The sequence below is a fragment of the Chloroflexus aurantiacus J-10-fl genome (assembly GCF_000018865.1).
Taxonomy (GTDB): Bacteria; Chloroflexota; Chloroflexia; order Chloroflexales; family Chloroflexaceae; genus Chloroflexus; species Chloroflexus aurantiacus.
Genome location: NC_010175.1, coordinates 1,321,222 through 1,338,388, shown reverse-complemented (window position 1 = coordinate 1,338,388; position 17,167 = coordinate 1,321,222). Strand labels below are relative to the sequence as shown.

The following is a 17,167-nucleotide window of genomic DNA, read 5'->3' as shown; positions in this document are numbered from 1 at the left end:
TTGCGTGCTCAGGGAAGCAATACGAGGAATCTTTCAAGTGAAGGTATTATAGCAAGGTGTTTCTTGCTCGTCAAGGACTTTATGTCGTGTTGATCATTTGTTCAGGAAGGAAAGGGTATGACTGAAGTAGATCTTGTGTTGTTCGTTATTCTTGGTTTGTTTACCATCCTTGGCCTGTATTGGGGGATTATTCGCCAGGTGTTGGCGGTCGTCGGTCTGGTCGTGGGCTTTATGCTGGCCGGGCAGTACGGCAGCGAGGTGGCGGTGTGGCTGGGTTCGCTGATTACCGATCCGAATCTGGCGCAGGTGTTGGGCTTTATTGCGGTGTTGTTACTGGTCAGTGCGACGACCAGCCTGATCGCGTCGTTGTTGCACGCGCTGGCGGGTCTGGTTTTTCTGGGTTGGCTTGATCACTTGCTGGGGGCGCTCCTGGGTCTGGTGCAGGGATTGTTGGCGGTAACGGCAGTCTTGATTGTCCTGGTGGTGTTTCCGGTCGAACCCTGGAGTGGGTTTGTGCGTAGTTCGTTGCTGGCCGGTTGGATGCTGCGAATCGGTGAACCGCTCACGATGTTGTTGCCGGATCTGTTTGCAACGGCGGTACGAACCTTTAATGAGTTTGGGGTGTTGCCGTAACCAGTTGGCCGGCTTCGTTTATGGTTGCTTTGACTGGCATAACATCATGTAGAGCGCTTCGTAACGCGGTAACAGGCAATCGGCAGCGAAGCGACTCCTGGCTACACGCCGTGCACTTGCCCCCAAGTGCTGACGTGTAGCCGGGTCGTTGAGTAAGCGCACGATCCAGTCGACCATTGCCGGTACCGTGGGAGACAGAATGCCGGTCTGGCCGTGGTCGATAATATCGGGTGTACCACCGGTCGGCATCGCAATGATCGGTGCGCCGAGCGCAGCAGCTTCGATCAAGGCTCGTGAGAGCGGTTCGCCCCAGTTTGAAGGAAACAGGAATAGGGCACAGCGCGCGGTCAAACGCAAGAGTTCATCGTGGTCAACCCAATCGAGCACGCGACCGGGTAGGCGATGGCGGGTCAGCGCCGTGGCAATAGCCGGGCGCAATGCACCATCACCGGCTATCAGGAGGGTGAATGGTGGTAATGTGTGCTGATGTTCAGCCAGGGCTGTAATCAGATCGAGCAGTAGCCCGGCCCCTTTATTGACCTCTAATTTGCCGGCGAAGAGGATCAGGTCTCCCTCCCACGTGGTACGCGGCGGTGTCGCTACGATGGCGTCACTGGCAGCGATGTCAACCATGTTGGGGATGACATGAATCCGTTCCGGCGCAACCAGGTTCGCGAGGCGACAGGCAATGTACCGGCTCGGTGCGATCACTGCATCTGCACTCGCCAGCAGTCTGGCCCGGCGCCGGAGATGTTCGTACAAATACGGGATCGCGGGCAGCGCAAGGACACCGCGCAGTGCACCCAGGCGGGCGGGCAGATCGGTCACCAACGCGGCCCACGAACCGCCGGGATGGGGAATCCGATTACCGTGGAGACCGGTCGCGAAGTAGTCCCACGGCCAGTGATCGCGCACCGTAACCACGACCGGCACCTTGAGCCTCTCGCGGGCAAGGATGGCAGCCGCAGCGGCCTGGGTGTGTTGGGCATGGATCAGATCGACCCCGCCTTGCCTGTTGGCGGTCGCGATCATTGCCTGGGCCAGCCGCGGCCAGAACCGTTCATGACGAAAGTAGTTTTGCACAAAGGGTATTGCCGGTGCGTAGTAGGGTACCCGTTGGATCGGGATGCTGTCCAGATGTGAGAGCACAGGTGAACGACATGGTTGTCGGCACGGCACCAGCACCTGTACCGTATGCCCGCGACGGTGCAGCCCACTGGCCAGCGTAAAGCTGCTCCAGGCCGCACCACCGCGCCCATCGGGTGGAAAGACATCGGAAGGGATGAGAATGCGCATACGATCACATCTTGTTTATTATAGAACCCAGTCTTCTCCCTTCGCCACCACCGAGACACGGCGAGCACAGAGGAAGTGGATAACCCGCGTTGCTACCGTGAGGCGTAAAGTGGCGCGTCCATGGGAACTGGCTGCTACCCACATCGTTCATGCGCTTGCACCGCAAGGTATTGAGCGCAACGTCGTGCTGTGCATTCTGGTAGTCAGCCGCCGTGGCCTGCGCACAGCATAGATGGTAACTTGATTTGATACAAGACTTGGCTATCGCTTGACCATTGCTATTCAACCTGCTTGCTGAACTTTTCGATAGCGACGGTCAAATCGGAAAAAGTGCGTTGCAAGCCGACCAGATGCTCTTGCTGGGCACGGACAAAGCGGACAAACGGTGCATTCCGCTCGCGAATCTGGCGGAGCGTGTGCTCGCTCTCCCGCTCGATCTGCTGACGTAGTTCGGTGCGCAGTTGGGCGCGTACCTCGTCGATCTTCTTGCGCAGGCTCTCTTTTGCCTGTCGCCGTTTGGCCGGAAGAATTGCCAGTCCCAGGCCGGCCACCGTCAAAGCGGCCAGAATACCGGTAAAATCGAGTAACACGGTGTGAAACACCGCAACCAGTGTCGCGCCCAGACCTACCGCACCCAGCCCGGTGATGGCAGTCGCCGCAACCGATGACTGGACTTCACCTGCCAGTTGTTGGGCTTCGGTCTGGCGGTTGTAGCCGGCAATGGCGTTCTGGGCAGCCTGACTGATATTTTCCAGAAGGGCCTGGCGGTTGTAGGCGAAGCTTCCTCCCACTTCACCCAGCATGTGATCGCGATGGGCTAGTGCCCGCCGTTGAATGAACTCATCAACGCTCTGTTGCAGGCGCAGGTTCTTTTCAACCAGCCAGTCGATCAGCTTCTGGATGCGTTGGTCAATCTGCTGGTACGTATCACCAATCACCTCTTGCTCGAAGGCGGCACGCAGGCGATTGCCGTCGATCAATTCGCGAATCCGACTCAGGCGAATGGTCTCGTCGCAGAATTGTTCCCCACGCGCTTGCAAGGTCGTCAAGACCTGATCAATCTCGTTCAGATGGTATTCCGCGTCCTGTTTCAACTCATCCCCGAAGAAGGCAAGCTGCCGCTCGATCTGGTCAATCGCCTGAATGTCGTCGCTGAGCGTAGCCAGTCGCGCTTCGGTGGCCGCGAGATATTTACCGGTGATCCGGCGGGCTACACCCAGTGGTGAGAGGAGTTTGAGCCGCAGGCGGGTCTCTTCGTCAAGCGTGTCAACCACAAAGTGCTCAAAGGCCGCCATCCCGCTGGCCTGCCACTGCTCGACCGAGTCGTCGGTTTGCTGGCGGGCTTGCAGGGCACGCCGGGCCGAAACCAGGAACAGCTCTGGCGAGTGTTCTAACACGCGATTGACGTGGTCGCGAACAAACTGGGCAACTTGTTCTTGCTCGGCTTGCGTCAAGATGTCAATCTTGTTGATCACCACGACAATCTTTTTGCCCCAGTCCTTAATCAATTCGAGAAAGGCGCGCTCGCTTTCGGTAAAGGGGCGATCTGCCGAGGTGAGGAAAATCACCAGATCGGCCCGTGGAATAAAGTCGCGGGTGAGACGTTCGTGGTGCCGGATGACCGCATTGGTGCCGGGTGTATCCACCACCGTAAGCTGACGCAGCATCTCGGCGGGATAGTGATGAATGCGGAGACCGGGTTCGACCAGCTCATCGAATGGCTCCGACCCGTATTTCAGCAGTGTGATAGCGTCTGTCGTTGGTGTCACCCCTTCAGGCAGCACCTGGGCACCGAGCAGGGCATTGAGAAAGGTTGATTTGCCGGAGTTAAATTCGCCGGCTACCACGATCAAAAACAGCTCACGTAAACTGGTTCGGCTGCCGGCAAGGGCATTGCGGTCGCTTGCTTCAACATCGGCGCCAAACTGATCAAGGGCGGTATCGATCTGTTGCAGCAGGGCATCGAGTTCGTTGAGCAGCCTGTCCTGTTGGTCGGTAGTTAAGCGTCGTCGCCGAAACAGGCCGAACGGTAATGTGATCACAGCAGTCCTCGCACACTATTCAGCGGGCCGATTATACACCCAGATTGCGGGCAACCACGGCCAATGCGGCTAATGCTAACGCCAGTCCAGCGATGCCGTACAGTAAACCGGAAGCGAGGTTGTGTCGATCCCACAGTGGCCTACGGCGCGAAGGGCCGGTAGTCTCGATCCGACGGCCACGCCAGTATGTGACCCTGGTGTTTGATTGGCGCAAGCCGGGCAATGAGATGCCAAAGGTCTGTGCAGCCTGATACAGCAGCCAACCGGCTGGAAATGCCAGCGCCAGGGCTGTGATCGGCCAGGGCAGACTGCGGGTGTTTGCCAGAATGATAATAATAGCGAAGAGCGCAATCCAGCGCCAGTCAATGCGAAACGCAGGCATGAGCATCTCCTTTCGCGATATAGGGTATGATAGCATATATGTGAGGATGTCGGTTTATGTCCGCTGCCGGCTCTATTTGACGGGCAAATCGCCATCGTCATCCTGTGCGGGTCATTGCTGGCGAGAGTATACCTGCGCTGTACGTGTCCCTATCCTCTCCCCGATCCCGGTTCGAGTACAAAGGGGGAGAGGTAAAAACGATGATACCTGTTGCGCGTTAGAACTTCTTTCATAAAAGCCGTGCTGTTGTGATCCCAGACGGCCGCACAGGCGCGTGAACACTTGTCAATCACCAACGACAGTATATCTTGCTCCCAGGCTGCCGGTATGGAAGCAAGGAGGGCTGCTGAACATCGTCGGTGCCATCACGCGCCGGGTTGGTTGCCTTGCCCGCTCGTCATGCGTGTGTCGCGGCGTTTGGCGTGCGGCTGCCATGCTCACGATCCGGCGCATGGCACGCTGTTGACTCTGCTGGTCACGGGGATGCAGTGCGTGCTCATGACGTTCATCGAGTCTGACAGTAATGCCCGTATAGAGCCATTGTGCTATTTGCTCATCCCTCGCCCTGTTGTAGTGCTCTACAAAGCCGTGGTGTGTTTGTTATCGCTTCACCACTACACGTTGTTGTCTCAAGTCTCGCCGGAACCATCACAACCACGTAGGATGAATAGCAAAGCATAACCTTCTGCTACCACCGAACTCTATCCGTATCTGGAAGCAGGTACCATGGCGGCATATCGCATTCTTATCTACGATGAAGACCCCACCGCAGCGCTGGTCACACAGCGTGGTTTACAGACATTGCTTGGCGATGAGGTTGTCGTACAGGTTGCCACAAATGCAAATGAAGCCTGGCTGACCTGTGCACACGGCAATGTTGATCTGCTCATTGTCGATCCCAGCCCGTACAGTGCTGCGGCGGCTTTAATTCGGGCTGTACGCACCTATCGACCGTATCTGCCAATCCTGGCTCTAACGGCCTACGATACACCCGGTCTGCGTGCCCGTATGCAGGCGTTGGGTGTTGAACTCTACGCGGCAAAGCCGATTGAATTGCGTGAACTGGTACCACTGGTTGCCCAGGTGTTACATCAAACCGTGTGAGTCATTGGGTGTGTTTCCATTCTTCCTCACTCTACCTTTGGTACTTCAAGTGGCAGTAAAATAGTGAACGTGGTTCCCGACCCTGGCTGACTATCGACCAGAATTCGACCGCCGTGTTGAGTCACAATATGGGCACTGATTGCCAGTCCCAGTCCAGTGCCATGCGGTTTCGTAGTATAGAACGGCTCGAACAGGTGGGGGAGGTGTTCTGGAGCAATCCCGACACCAGTATCACTGATCGCAATCGCCAGGGCTGCCGGCGCCTCCGGTCGTGCAGCGATCAGACTGCTTTTGACTGTCAATTCGCCACCATTCGGCATGGCATCACAGGCATTGAGAATGACGTTGAGAAAGACCTGCCGCAACTGATCGGCGTGAGCGGTGATGGCAGGTAGATCGTTTGCCAGATGCGCGTGGACAGCCACGTGATTGTGCCGAAGATGCGTGGTCACCAGTTCGAGGGTCTCGCGCAGAAGGGCATTAACGTTAGTGCTGCTCAATTCACCGCGCGAAGGACGGTAAAAGTCACGCATGCGGGTGATGATGCGGGCAATCCGACCTAACTCTTGTTGGGCAATGGTGAGAAAGGTACGTTGCGGTGCGTCAGGTGGCAGGTCTTGCTCTACCAGATAGAGACTGTTGCGGGCGGCATAAAGCGGATTATTGATCTCGTGTGCCACCGAAGCAGCCAGTTCACCGACGGCGGCCAGCTTGGCACTTTGGAGCAATTGAGCCTGCGCCGCATTCAGACGGGCTTCAGCCTCGGCCCGGAGCAATTGCGTATGTACCAGGTCGCGTTGTAGTGCCGCAGCGCGCTGGCGTTGCTGAATCTCGTCAATCGCAATCATTGTCAGATCGGCCAGCGCCTGTGCAAATGGCAGATCGCGTGGCAAAAATGAATGATAGAACTGATCGCTGCACACAATCAGCGCTCCCATGCGCTGGTTTTCGATCCGCAGTGGTGCCAGTAAAATACTTTGTGGCGTTGCACAATCGCCATTGATGGAACCGTCTGAGGCCGGTTGCTGATCGATAAGCCGTTCTAATTCTGGCCCATTCAATAACATTGCCCGTGGTGCCCTAATCGCCATTTCGGCCAGTGTCGTTATCAGGGCAGAAGGGGTGTGATCTGGAATTGATGCTTTCAGTTGAATAGTACTCTCACTGCTGCCGTCGAGTAGGTAGAGATACGCAGCCGCAGTTCCGGGGAAGAGACTTGTCGCATGTTGCACCACCAGTTTGACAATGGTTTCAACATCGCGACTGATAAGCAGAGCCGCCGAGATTGACAAGAGTGCTGTCAGCCGTTGATCAAGATGACGCGCGTACTGAGCATGGAGCGTAGCTTCACGTTCAAGTGCTACAATTCGATCCTGAGCAGCCTGCAATTCCCGCTCCAACCTGGCAACGTATGCAACCGTATCTTCCCGCTCTATCATGTGCGCGTCTCCTCTCGCAGGTAGTAAGCCAGACATGGCAGACGTCTTCGCAAACATTGGCTGTGTGATAGTCGGGTAGTATGATGTGCGATGTGTACACCGTTGACCACACGATCAGCTCATGCTATGATATGCCAATAACGATATAATCCCAAATATAATTGCAATTGAAATGGAGTGCAAGTACATATGACCAACCAGCCTCGAGTGTTGGTAGTCGATGATGAGCAAAACATTCGGCTGACCCTCAACGCTTTGCTGAGCCGGGCCGGGTATGCAGTAACGACCGCTGCTACCGGCGAAGAGGCAGTCGCGTTGTTTGAGCGTGAACCCTTTGATCTCATGCTGGTTGATTTGCAAATGCCCGGCATGAAAGGGATGGAAGTTGTGGCAAAGGTGCGTGAAGCCGGCCACGATGCAATCATCATTGTTTTGACCGGTCATGGGTCACTTGATTCGGCTATTGAAGGCATCCGGTTTGGGATTTTTGATTATTTATTGAAGACCAGCGACCCAAATCATATTCTGGCCCGCGTTGCGGCCGGTCTTGAAGAGCGCGCTGCTCGCCGTCGTCAGAGCGATCTACTCGATACCATCGGTGCTGCCGTGCAAGAGCTTACCGGCGGCAAGGTAGCGACCAATCCGACCTTCACCCCATCCCAGACATCCGTTCCACCTACCCCTGCTGCCTCAGCCGAACCGGCAGGCCGGATTCTTACCATTGGGCCGCTCACCCTGGATACGTGGCACCAAACCGCAACCCTGAATGGTCGTTCGCTGAACCTGACCCCAACCGAGTTCCGCTTGCTTTTGTGTCTGGCCGAACACGCCGGTCAGATGCTGTCGTATACGCAACTGGTACGGTGTGCCCAGGGCTATGAAACGACCGATCTCGAAGCCGGTGAGCTGATTAAACCTCATATTCACCATCTGCGCCAGAAGATCGAGCCAGAACCGAGCGCTCCCCGCTATCTGCTCAATGTCCGCGGTAAAGGGTACATCTTGCAGATTTAGGCAGATCGTGCGGGCCTGTCGAGAGGCTGGTATGAGGATGGCAAGCAGTATAGCAGGTGATCTGGCGCGCACGGGCTGAACCTCACCAGGCGGTCGGTGTAAATGTCAGGCAGATCACCTCCAGGATAACCATTATGGCCGCAGAATGGCTCTACTTCAACGGCGTGAACGCGAGTCGCGGCGAGTATGCGCATGAACCTCTCTCTGCTGATGAACTGGCCCGCCTGATCCTCGGTGAACAACCATCACCCGACCGTGTTGACCCCGATCCCGAACAACGCGCTGCCCTCCGTGAACGGCATCTGGCCGATACGAGCGGCGCGTTTCGGGTGAAGGAAGGTGTCGATCCAACCGATCTGGCGCAGGCCGGTTGGGCTGTGATCTTCCCAGCGACGATAGATGCGGCCCCGATCCGTGAGGCGCTGAGTGAGTTGCTTACCTGGCGCCAGGCCCAGGCCGGATCACGCTATCGTGAATGTATCGGTGCGCAGGGGTATCGCCCCGGTGAAAGTAAGGTCGCTTTCCTGCGCCGTCAGGGTGCGGCAACCAGTGGCCCGGTTGACCCTGATCGGTTTCCCTATTACCTGCTGCTGGTCGGTTCGCCCGAAGAGATTCCCTTCCGGTTTCAATATCAGCTTGATGTGCAGTATGCAGTGGGGCGCATTCATTTTGCGACCCTCGACGAATACGCGGCCTATGCCCGTAGTGTCGTTGCAGCGGAACGTGACGGGGTTGCGCTGGCGCGAAAGATTGTCTTTGCCGGGGTGCAACATCCCGATGATATGGCAACTGCCCGTAGCCTTCAGGGGTTAGTGCAACCGCTGGCAGCGGATCTGGCCGGTCATCCGCAGCGCGGCGAGTGGTCTGTCACAACCATTACCGGTGCTGAGGCCACCAAAGATCGACTGAGTCAGCTTCTCCATCACGAACCACCGGCCTTGCTCTTTACTGCCAGTCATGGCGTGGAGTTTGATCCTATCGACTCGCGCCAGATGGCGCATCAAGGGGCGATCCTCTGTGCCGACTGGCCTGGCCCCCGGGCCTGGCAGAGTCGGGCCATTCCACCCCAGTTCTACCTGTCTGCCGACGACATTGCCGGTAGTACTTCGCTGCACGGCGCCTTCATCTTCCAGTTTGCCTGCTTCGGTGCCGGTTGCCCCCGCGAAGATGATTTTCCCCATCTCAGTGGTAGTCGTACTGCCATTGCCGAACGTCCATTTGTTGCCGCCTTACCCCAACGGGTGCTCGGTTTACCGCGAGGGGGGGCGCTGGCCTACATTGGTCATGTTGAACGGGCCTGGACATTCTCGTTTAGCGATGTGCGTGGTGGACGCCAGATCGAGACCTTCAGCAGTACGCTGCGCCGGTTGCTCTTTGCCGGGACACCGGTCGGGTATGCGCTGGAGTTCTTTAACGAACGTTATGCTGAGCTGGCAACGGTGTTGACCGAAGATATTGAGAATGCGCGTTGGGGGGTGCCACCCGATCCGATAGAGCTTTCGACCCGCTGGACTGAACATAATGATGCCCGCAGCTATATCATTCTCGGTGATCCGGCGGCGCGCATGTGCCGCCAACGCGCGCCTGAAGCGAGAGATATGACACCGCGCATGATAATGACATCTTCACCATCACCCCCGGCGCCATCGCCTGCCCCCATGCCGTCGGGTGAAGCGCCATCGCCTGCCCCCATGCCGTCGGGTGCAGCGCCGTCACCACCACCCCCGGCGCCATCGCCTGCCCCCGTGCCGTCGGGTGCAGCGCCGCCACCATCAATCGTCCAGCCGGCGGTGCCGGTACCGGCCGGCAGCCTCCCGCCCGAAACGCCGGTAATCCCGGTTGCCCTGCCCGATGCCGGCGCCAGCTTTGGCCTGTTTGGTAACAAGCCGGCGGAAGCGATGCAAAAACTCTCGGCTACCCTGCAGGAGTTCGGTGAGCGGCTGGCGATGACGCTTCAGCAAGTGATTACCGATGCTGCCCATCTCGAAGTCGAGACCTATGTGGCCGAAGCACCGGAAACCATCAACTATCGCCAGGGCAATTTTGCCGGGGCCAGTTTGCGGGCTGTGACCCGGATGAGCCTCGATGGCGATACCCAGGTGCTGGTGCCGGTCGGTGACGACGGGGTGGACGAGCGGCTGTGGGCCATCCACGTCAGTATGGTGCAGCAGGCGCAGGCGAACCGGGCCGAGATGGTGCGGGCTATCGCCGCCGCTGCTGCCGGCCTGTTGAGTGCGTTGCAGGGCAAATGAACGCGGTCTTTTCAGTGATCGAGCCTTTGCCGGCGGCAATTGCCCCACCCGGCCCCTGGCAACCGGTCGTGACCGGTAGCGCCTTCACCGCCGGGGATCAGCCTGATGTCGTCTGGCAGGCACGCTTACCGGAAGAACTGGGAGCAGCGCAGGCAGCGTTGCACGAAGCGGCGACTCGTCTTCGTGCCGACGAGCAGGCTTTGGCGACGGTAGAACGCCGACTGCTCCAGGTTGCGAGTGGTGCCGTCAGTTTCAGCACCCTGATGCCGCAGCCTGAGCAAACGTTGCTGCGCTTGCTGGCAACGGTGGATCCGGCCAGCGGTGCCAGTTTTGGTCTGCGCGACGAGATACAAGAGCGCTGGCAGGCGGCTCAAGACCAGCTTGCTGCGCTGAGTGCCCAGGCGTGTGAAGCTCTTGGCTCCTATGCCACAGTCGAAACGATTCAGGGTGCGCGCCTGATCGGCCGTACCCGAATCAACTGGCACGGTGATGCCCGCTCATTGTTGATTGCCGACATCGATCTGGCGCAGGCGGCGATCCATCGCCAAACGCTGGCGCTGGCACTTCGCTCGCGGGCTGCACTCTTGCGAATGGTCGGACTGGTAGGTCGGGGAGCAGCGATTGCCGCCACAATGTTCACATCGCCAGCCGGTGCGCTGCTGGCATTACCGGCAGTCTGGCAATTTGTGCAAGAGGTATTGGCCGAAGTCCGTCAATCAATGGTATCATCTACATGAAACACCCGCACGAATATGAGGAGATACGGCATGGCTAGCGAACTGGAAAACTCGATCCGCAGTGCGGCAGCTAAAGTGGCAGCCTATGTGGCCGATGCAGCGGTCATGGAGGTGACGACATCATACGTCGTGGTCGGGCCGACCACTACCACAGAGAATGCCCGTCCGGCGGCAAAAACCGTCATTCGGCTCGACGGCGACTGCCATGCGACCGTACCGATGCGCGAGGGGCCGGGTGGGGTGTTGGAGGTTGACAGCGGCCTGTTTGAGATCCATCAGGCCAACGTTGCCACGGCTACCGAATATCGGGCGCGGGTGTTAGGGGCATTGATTGGTCTGTTGCAGCGCAGGTAAAGCAACAGCGAATGCTATCTCAGACCGACAAGTCCGGTCTGTTGTGACGAGGATTGTATGGACGAGAAAGGGTTTATTCCACCACGACTGGCGGAAATAATCGCTGACTTTCGCAATGCCAGTCGTGAAGAGAAGCTGGAATTGTTGTTGGAGTTCTCAGATCAGCTACCACCGTTACCGCCGGATCTGGCCGATCATCGAGGGATGGATCAGGTACACGAGTGTATGTCACCCGTCTTTGTGATTGCCCGGCTCGATGGCGAACGGGTCGTCTATCATATTGACGTGCCACCAGAAGCGCCAACCATTCGCGGATTTGCCGCTATCTTACGCACCGGGCTAGAGGGATTAACACCGGCAGAGGTGCTGGCTGTTTCAAGTGAATGTATTCAGCAAATGGGGTTACATCAGGTGTTGAGTCCACAGCGGCTCAATGGGATCGGCGCGTTGCTCGCGTATATGAAACGGCAGGCATTGCGCCTGCTTGAACAACCGACGGTAGAGGCACATTAAACGCGCGTGCTCAGCAAAGCCTGAGCAATAGTGTTAAAAACGACCGCTGGTCGGCGGCTATCGGCAATTCCCAACCGGTAGATCAGCGCACGTCGGTAGACATGGCGCGAGGTGGGGGCTAACCGGCAACGGCGACGGCGTCTGGTGCAGGAAGATGTTGGTTGCGCGTCGGGGAAGAGCCGAATGATCATTTGATACCTCCACCATTTGTGTAATTGCTCACAATCTCATCCATACTATATGGACGATAACCCGTGTCGTCAAGTCACTAAACGGTGATATTTCCTTTGCAAAAGCTGTCAATTAGCGGAACAAGGAGGTTTCATGCCAGCAATGCTCATTAACGGTCAGTGGCAGGCTGCCGCGCAGGGTGAGGTCTTTCCCGTGCACAACCCTGCCACCGAAGAGGTGATCGACTACGTTCCCCGGGCGACGGCGGCAGATGCCGAGCAGGCAATGATTGCGGCTGAAAAGGCGTTTCGTGAATGGCGTCGCTATACGGCCCACGACAAGGCTCACATGCTGCACGAGGTTGCGCACAAGATGCGCACGCACGCGGAAGAGTTGGCAACCCTCTTGACGCTCGAAGGTGGTAAGCCGCTGGTCGAGAATCGGGATGAAATTGGCTGGTGTGCGGCCTGTTTTGACTATTACGCCGAGTTGCAACGGAATACACGGGGCCGCGTGATCCCGTCGGTCGAACCAAGCCAACTGGCGATGGTGTTGAAAGAACCATACGGTGTGGTAGCGGCAATTGTGCCGTGGAACTATCCGTTGCTGTTGATGTCGTGGAAAGTGGCACCGGCACTGGCCGCCGGGAACACAGTGGTACTTAAGCCGAGTGAAATGACCCCTCTGGCCACATTGCGCTTCGCCGAATTATGCTGTGACCATCTACCTCCCGGCGTGCTCAACATTATTACAGGTTTTGGTGATGTTGGCCGTGAACTAGTGGTCAGTCCGCGCACACAGATGATCGCCTTTACCGGCAGCTTTGCCACCGGGCGCGAGATTGCCCGGCTTGCGGCGGAGCGGGTGAAGAAGACCCATCTTGAGTTGGGCGGAAAAGATGCGTTTATCGTTGCCGAAGACGCCGATCTCGATGTGGCCGTACCGGGGGTGGCCTGGGCAGCGCTGTTGAATGCCGGTCAGGTCTGCACCAGCACCGAACGAGTTTACGTCCACGAGTCGATTGCTCGCCCCTTCACCGAGCGTCTGGTGGAATTTGTCCGTTCACTACGCCTGGGGCCTGGTATGGACCCCGATACCGATATTGGCCCACTGATCGGTGAAAAATACCGGGCAAAGGTCGAAGACCACGTTGAAGAGGCACGAGCGCGCGGCGCAACGATTCTGACCGGTGGCCGGCGTCCGCCACAGTTCAGTCGCGGCTTCTTCTACGAACCAACCGTCCTGACCAATGTCGATCACAGCTTCCGCATTATGCGGGAAGAGACATTTGGGCCAACGATTCCGATTATGACCTACCGCACCTTCGACGAAGCCATCGAGCTGGTCAACGATTGCGATTACGGGTTAGGCGCCAACCTCTACACTAACGATCCCCGCAAGGTCAAGCAGTACTACGAAGAGGTCAAGGCCGGCACCTGCTGGGTCAATGATCCACTGACCGATAACGATGCCGGGCCGTTTGGCGGCATGAAATTTAGCGGTGGTGCCCGTGAACTCGGTGAAGAGGGGCTGGAAGAGTTCCTTGAGACGAAGCACGTCCACTGGGACTTCACGATGGTGCGCAAGCCCTGGTGGTACCCTTACGGCAAGGGGAAATAAGACCGGTTGTCTGGAATGTGTCTCATAAAGCTGTGCTATCGCGATGCCTTGCTGTAGCACAGACAGATGAGCGTTGTTGTGTAGCTACGGAGCAATCACGTCTACGCTCCGTGATGCACATGTCGTGCAATTTGGCGTGCGGAAGTACAGCTTCCGCACCCATCATGCGCACGATGCCAGAAGTGTGCCGAGCTGGTCGCGGGTAAAATGTATGTTCTCGTCACGACATCTCTGTTAATATAACTCAAGTTGCCATCTATGCTGTGAGCAGACCACGGAGGTTGACTGCCAGGATGAACAGCACGACGTTGCACACAACACCGTTTGGCGTAACCGCATGAACGGTTTGGGGAGCAGTAGTTCCCATGGACGCACTACGTCACGCCTTACGGTAGCAACTCGGCTTATACCCATCCTCTATGTCCTCCGTGCCTCTATGATGACAAGGGTAGCAATCTTGGTTATGTTGTCACTTCAACATGGCAGTGTATGATCCCAAACCCATGCTTCATCGTCGAATGATACTGCTCATCTACCCTGCCTCTTGCAGAGCATTGATACCGCTCTACAGCCCGTAAAAAAACCGGTGACAGGAGCTTTCCTGTCACCGGTGAGTGTCTGATTGTCATCGCATCGCTATACCCGAAAACGGTTTAAATACTCCTGTGTATCAAACGGCTTCGGGGTCGGTCGGGGGAGTGGCTCAAGGGGTGGCCGCCGGAAGAAAATACCGAGTGGCAACCGTTCACTCTCAATGGCGTAACGCATTGCCGCATCGAGATCGGAGGGGTCGTGGCTGTCGGGCAAATTGTACACCAGCTCCTTGTACAGCTTGTAGGTATCGTAGAACGTCACACACGGACTCAACACGTGGATAAAGGCAAATCCACGATGTTCCAGACCAGCTTTGATCAGTTCAGCTAACTGTTTTGGCTGACTTGAGAAACCACGGGCCACAAACGAAGCGCCGCTGGACAGGACAATTGCCAGGGGATGCAGCGGTTGTGCCGACTGACCGTAAGGAGTGCTCTTCGTTACGTGACCACGCGGTGAGGTTGGTGAGGTTTGCCCTTTGGTTAAGCCGTAAATGGCATTATCCATCACGATAACGGTCATATCCAGATCGCGCCGGGCCGCATGAGGCAGATGGCCCAGGCCAATGCTGAAGAAGTCACCATCACCCCCAACGGCCATAACCGTCAGGTCTGGACGGGCGATCTTTAACCCAATCGCTGCCGGCAAGGCACGTCCGTGTACTGTATGCAACCCGTAGGTCTGCAAGAAGCCCGGCAACCGCGAACTACAACCGATACCGGAGACGACAGCCAGATCTTTGGGGTTAATCTGAGCTGCGGCCAGGGCCTGCTGAATGGCAGCCAGTACTCCGAAATCGCCACATCCCGGACACCAGATCGGTTTCAGGTCGCTGCGATAATCGGATGGCTTGTAGACAACTGGCGATGTGGTAACTGGTACAGCAGTCATATTCCTACCTGACCTTCGTTGATACACTTAAACCAACACTGGCTCGGCCAGCCCGTGCAACGCATGAATCTGGCGTAGAATCTCAAGGCGCGAGAACGGCATCCCGGTGTACTTCGTCATTGAATGTACCTTGATCCCCAGTTCAGCCTGAAGTAATTTGGCAAACTGACCCTGGAAATTCACTTCCGGTACCAGCACAATCTCGACCTGCTCAAGAAATTCGTTGATTGCATCAACCGGCAGCGGCGACAGCATCTGCACCTGCAACATAGCGACCGGCAAATCTTCCTGTCCGGCCAGGTAGACCGCGCCACGGCACGGACCAGCGGTTGTGCCCCAGCAAATAATGCCCACTTTAGCTCGTTCGGCACCAAAACGGCGCACATACGCCCGTGAATGCTGCAACGGTGCCAGTTTCCCCCACCGTTTTTCGGTCATCATAGCGTGATTGGTTGGGGTGTAGTCTGGATTACCGAACTCATTGTGTTCGAGACCGGTTGCAGTGTATTGGGCATGAGCAACACCGGGGGCAACCATAGGTGAGATCAGGTTCGCCGTGATTTCATAACGACGATACTGTTTGGGAGCCAGCGATCCGTTTGGTCGCAAGCGATCTACTCGTGGATATTTACTCAAATCGAACGGCTCGATAGTCTCAGTACGGAACGAGAGCGAATAATCGCTCAACACAATCACCGGTGTCTGATACTCTTCGGCCAGATTAAAGGCCCAAACGGTAAGGTGGAAGCATTCGGCAACGCTGGCCGGGGCCAGTACAATTCGTGGACTATCGCCGTGTCCACCATAGAGCGCAATATTCAGATCCGACTGCTCCATCTTGGTCGGCAAGCCGGTGCTTGGCCCGCCGCGTTGCGCATCAACCACCACCACCGGAATCTCGGCCATGCTGGCATAGCCAATCGCCTCACTCATCAGCGACAGGCCCGGTCCGGAGGTCGCGGTCATTGCCCGTTTCCCACCATACGATGCCCCGATACAGGCCATAATCGCGGCAATCTCATCCTCAGCCTGCAAATACCCGCCACCGATTTTTGGCAGCATCACTGCCATCCCTTCCATGATGTCGGAGGCGGGGGTGATTGGATAGCCGGCAAAAAATTCGGCGCCGGCGTGCAGTGCTCCGGCGATGATGGCCTGATTCCCGGTCATCACATAGCGGTCGTGCTCGCCGGTCGACTCCATCCAGAACGGGTCTCGCTTCTCTAGCTGGTGAGCATAATTAATACCGGCGTGCAACGCAGCCAGGTTGCTCTCCAGCAGATCGGCTTTCTTGCCCAGTTTGACCCGTACAATATCTTCAAGCTTGTTTAAGCCCAGACCAAACAGCGCAGCCACAACCCCAAGAGCAGCGACATTTTTGCCCCGTCGGTTCCCAACTTCTTGCGCAATTTTGCCAATCGGAACCGGGTAGGCGATCCCGGTAAATTCATCTGGTAATGGGAATTCTTCCGGGTCGTACAGCAATACAGCGTTGGCGGCTAAATCGGCGTGGTGCAGATCCCAGGCTTCGCGGTTAAACGCGAACAACACATCAACAGCATCACCCATCGAGCGGACTGGCGCGTTTGAAGCACGCACCTGAAACATGACCGGGCCACCCTTAATTTCTGCCGGAGTGGTGCGGAAGGTAAAGACATGCAGACCAGAACGGGCAGCAGCCTGAGCCAGCATTTCACCGGTGGCCGTGCTACCATCGCCGCTCTCGCCAGCTACACGGATGACGACATCTTCTTTCCGTATCATGGCGACCTCGCCGTAGCTTCGTTGCTATGCACCTGCACTGGCGCATCAAGCATGAGGATAAGGTGAACATATCATAGCACTGCCAATACGTCTCTGCAATGCCCTTTTTCTTGTGATAATTCGTGCGATGATTGTGCAAAAATAATGCGTGGTCAATAATCCGGTAATGATTGCAGAGGTAGCAACAGGCTGTTGGGGAGAAGACTGTCGGCACGACGAAGAGGAAGGAATAAGCTCTATCTGCTTCATACAGGCCACAATCAGGTGCTGGATGGCAGATCGTAAATGCACGTGTTGCGGTTTGGCGTGCGGCAGCGCTGCTGCCGCGCTAGCCTTACTCACGCTCAGGCGGGGGCGTAGC

16 protein-coding genes are annotated in these 17,167 nt (G+C 56.9%); 9 read left to right on the top strand and 7 right to left on the bottom strand.

Features of this window, described 5'->3' with window-relative positions:
• The first annotated feature begins 117 nt into the window (after window positions 1-117).
• Window positions 118-633 (top strand): CvpA family protein, encoded by a 516-nt coding sequence (locus tag CAUR_RS05070; protein WP_012256853.1) that lies wholly within the window; start codon window positions 118-120, stop codon window positions 631-633.
• Window positions 634-651: 18 nt separating this feature from the next.
• Here CAUR_RS05070 and CAUR_RS05065 read toward each other — a convergent pair whose 3' ends face one another.
• Entirely contained in the window at window positions 652-1,929 is a 1,278-nt protein-coding gene (locus CAUR_RS05065; protein ID WP_012256852.1) for a glycosyltransferase family 4 protein, read from the bottom strand.
• Window positions 1,930-2,038: 109 nt separating this feature from the next.
• On the opposite strand from CAUR_RS05065, the gene CAUR_RS21720 reads away from it, so the two are divergent.
• Window positions 2,039-2,161, top strand: a complete 123-nt coding sequence (locus tag CAUR_RS21720; RefSeq protein ID WP_012660577.1) for a hypothetical protein — start codon at window positions 2,039-2,041, stop codon at window positions 2,159-2,161.
• Between the two features lie 46 nt (window positions 2,162-2,207).
• Here the strand turns inward: CAUR_RS21720 and CAUR_RS05060 are convergent, their stop codons facing one another.
• Complete coding sequence (locus tag CAUR_RS05060) at window positions 2,208-3,971, bottom strand: dynamin family protein (protein ID WP_012256851.1); 1,764 nt, start codon at window positions 3,969-3,971, stop codon at window positions 2,208-2,210.
• A gap of 31 nt (window positions 3,972-4,002) precedes the next feature.
• Complete coding sequence (locus tag CAUR_RS05055; RefSeq protein ID WP_012256850.1) at window positions 4,003-4,353, bottom strand: hypothetical protein; 351 nt, start codon at window positions 4,351-4,353, stop codon at window positions 4,003-4,005.
• A 726-nt stretch (window positions 4,354-5,079) separates the two neighbouring features.
• Here CAUR_RS05055 and CAUR_RS05050 point away from each other — a divergent pair.
• The gene (locus CAUR_RS05050) at window positions 5,080-5,457 is read left to right on the top strand and encodes a response regulator (RefSeq protein WP_012256849.1); all 378 of its coding nucleotides are present in this window, start codon (window positions 5,080-5,082) and stop codon (window positions 5,455-5,457) included.
• A gap of 26 nt (window positions 5,458-5,483) precedes the next feature.
• On the opposite strand, the gene CAUR_RS05045 is transcribed toward CAUR_RS05050, so the two are convergent.
• Window positions 5,484-6,896 (bottom strand): sensor histidine kinase, encoded by a 1,413-nt coding sequence (locus CAUR_RS05045; protein ID WP_012256848.1) that lies wholly within the window; start codon window positions 6,894-6,896, stop codon window positions 5,484-5,486.
• A 189-nt stretch (window positions 6,897-7,085) separates the two neighbouring features.
• Between CAUR_RS05045 and CAUR_RS05040 the strand changes: the two genes are divergently transcribed.
• The 5 genes from CAUR_RS05040 (at window position 7,086) to CAUR_RS05020 (ending at window position 11,766) form a co-directional block, all read left to right on the top strand.
• Window positions 7,086-7,910 carry a response regulator transcription factor gene (locus CAUR_RS05040; RefSeq protein ID WP_012256847.1) on the top strand — a complete coding sequence of 275 codons (825 nt, stop codon included), beginning with the start codon at window positions 7,086-7,088 and terminating at the stop codon, window positions 7,908-7,910.
• A 134-nt stretch (window positions 7,911-8,044) separates the two neighbouring features.
• Window positions 8,045-10,162: a C25 family cysteine peptidase gene (locus CAUR_RS05035; RefSeq protein WP_012256846.1), complete on the top strand. Its 2,118-nt coding sequence runs from the start codon at window positions 8,045-8,047 to the stop codon at window positions 10,160-10,162.
• On the top strand, window positions 10,159-10,899 hold the full coding sequence (locus CAUR_RS05030) for a hypothetical protein (RefSeq protein ID WP_012256845.1): 741 nt from the start codon (window positions 10,159-10,161) through the stop codon (window positions 10,897-10,899). The genes CAUR_RS05035 and CAUR_RS05030 overlap by 4 nt, the downstream gene beginning before the upstream one ends.
• 30 nt (window positions 10,900-10,929) lie before the next feature.
• Window positions 10,930-11,253, top strand: coding sequence for a hypothetical protein (locus CAUR_RS05025; protein WP_012256844.1), 324 nt, complete (start codon window positions 10,930-10,932; stop codon window positions 11,251-11,253).
• 57 nt (window positions 11,254-11,310) lie between these two features.
• The gene (locus CAUR_RS05020) at window positions 11,311-11,766 is read left to right on the top strand and encodes a SufE family protein (protein ID WP_012256843.1); all 456 of its coding nucleotides are present in this window, start codon (window positions 11,311-11,313) and stop codon (window positions 11,764-11,766) included.
• On the opposite strand, the gene CAUR_RS05015 is transcribed toward CAUR_RS05020, so the two are convergent.
• Window positions 11,763-11,957: a hypothetical protein gene (locus CAUR_RS05015; protein ID WP_012660574.1), complete on the bottom strand. Its 195-nt coding sequence runs from the start codon at window positions 11,955-11,957 to the stop codon at window positions 11,763-11,765. The two genes, CAUR_RS05020 and CAUR_RS05015, sit on opposite strands and share 4 nt — an antisense overlap.
• A gap of 133 nt (window positions 11,958-12,090) precedes the next feature.
• On the opposite strand from CAUR_RS05015, the gene CAUR_RS05010 reads away from it, so the two are divergent.
• Window positions 12,091-13,557 (top strand): aldehyde dehydrogenase family protein, encoded by a 1,467-nt coding sequence (locus CAUR_RS05010; RefSeq protein WP_012660573.1) that lies wholly within the window; start codon window positions 12,091-12,093, stop codon window positions 13,555-13,557.
• Between the two features lie 636 nt (window positions 13,558-14,193).
• On the opposite strand, the gene CAUR_RS05005 is transcribed toward CAUR_RS05010, so the two are convergent.
• The gene (locus CAUR_RS05005) at window positions 14,194-15,042 is read right to left on the bottom strand and encodes a 2-oxoacid:ferredoxin oxidoreductase subunit beta (protein ID WP_012256841.1); all 849 of its coding nucleotides are present in this window, start codon (window positions 15,040-15,042) and stop codon (window positions 14,194-14,196) included.
• A gap of 27 nt (window positions 15,043-15,069) precedes the next feature.
• On the bottom strand, window positions 15,070-16,806 hold the full coding sequence (locus CAUR_RS05000) for a 2-oxoacid:acceptor oxidoreductase subunit alpha (protein WP_012256840.1): 1,737 nt from the start codon (window positions 16,804-16,806) through the stop codon (window positions 15,070-15,072).
• Between the last annotated feature and the right edge of the window lie 361 nt (window positions 16,807-17,167).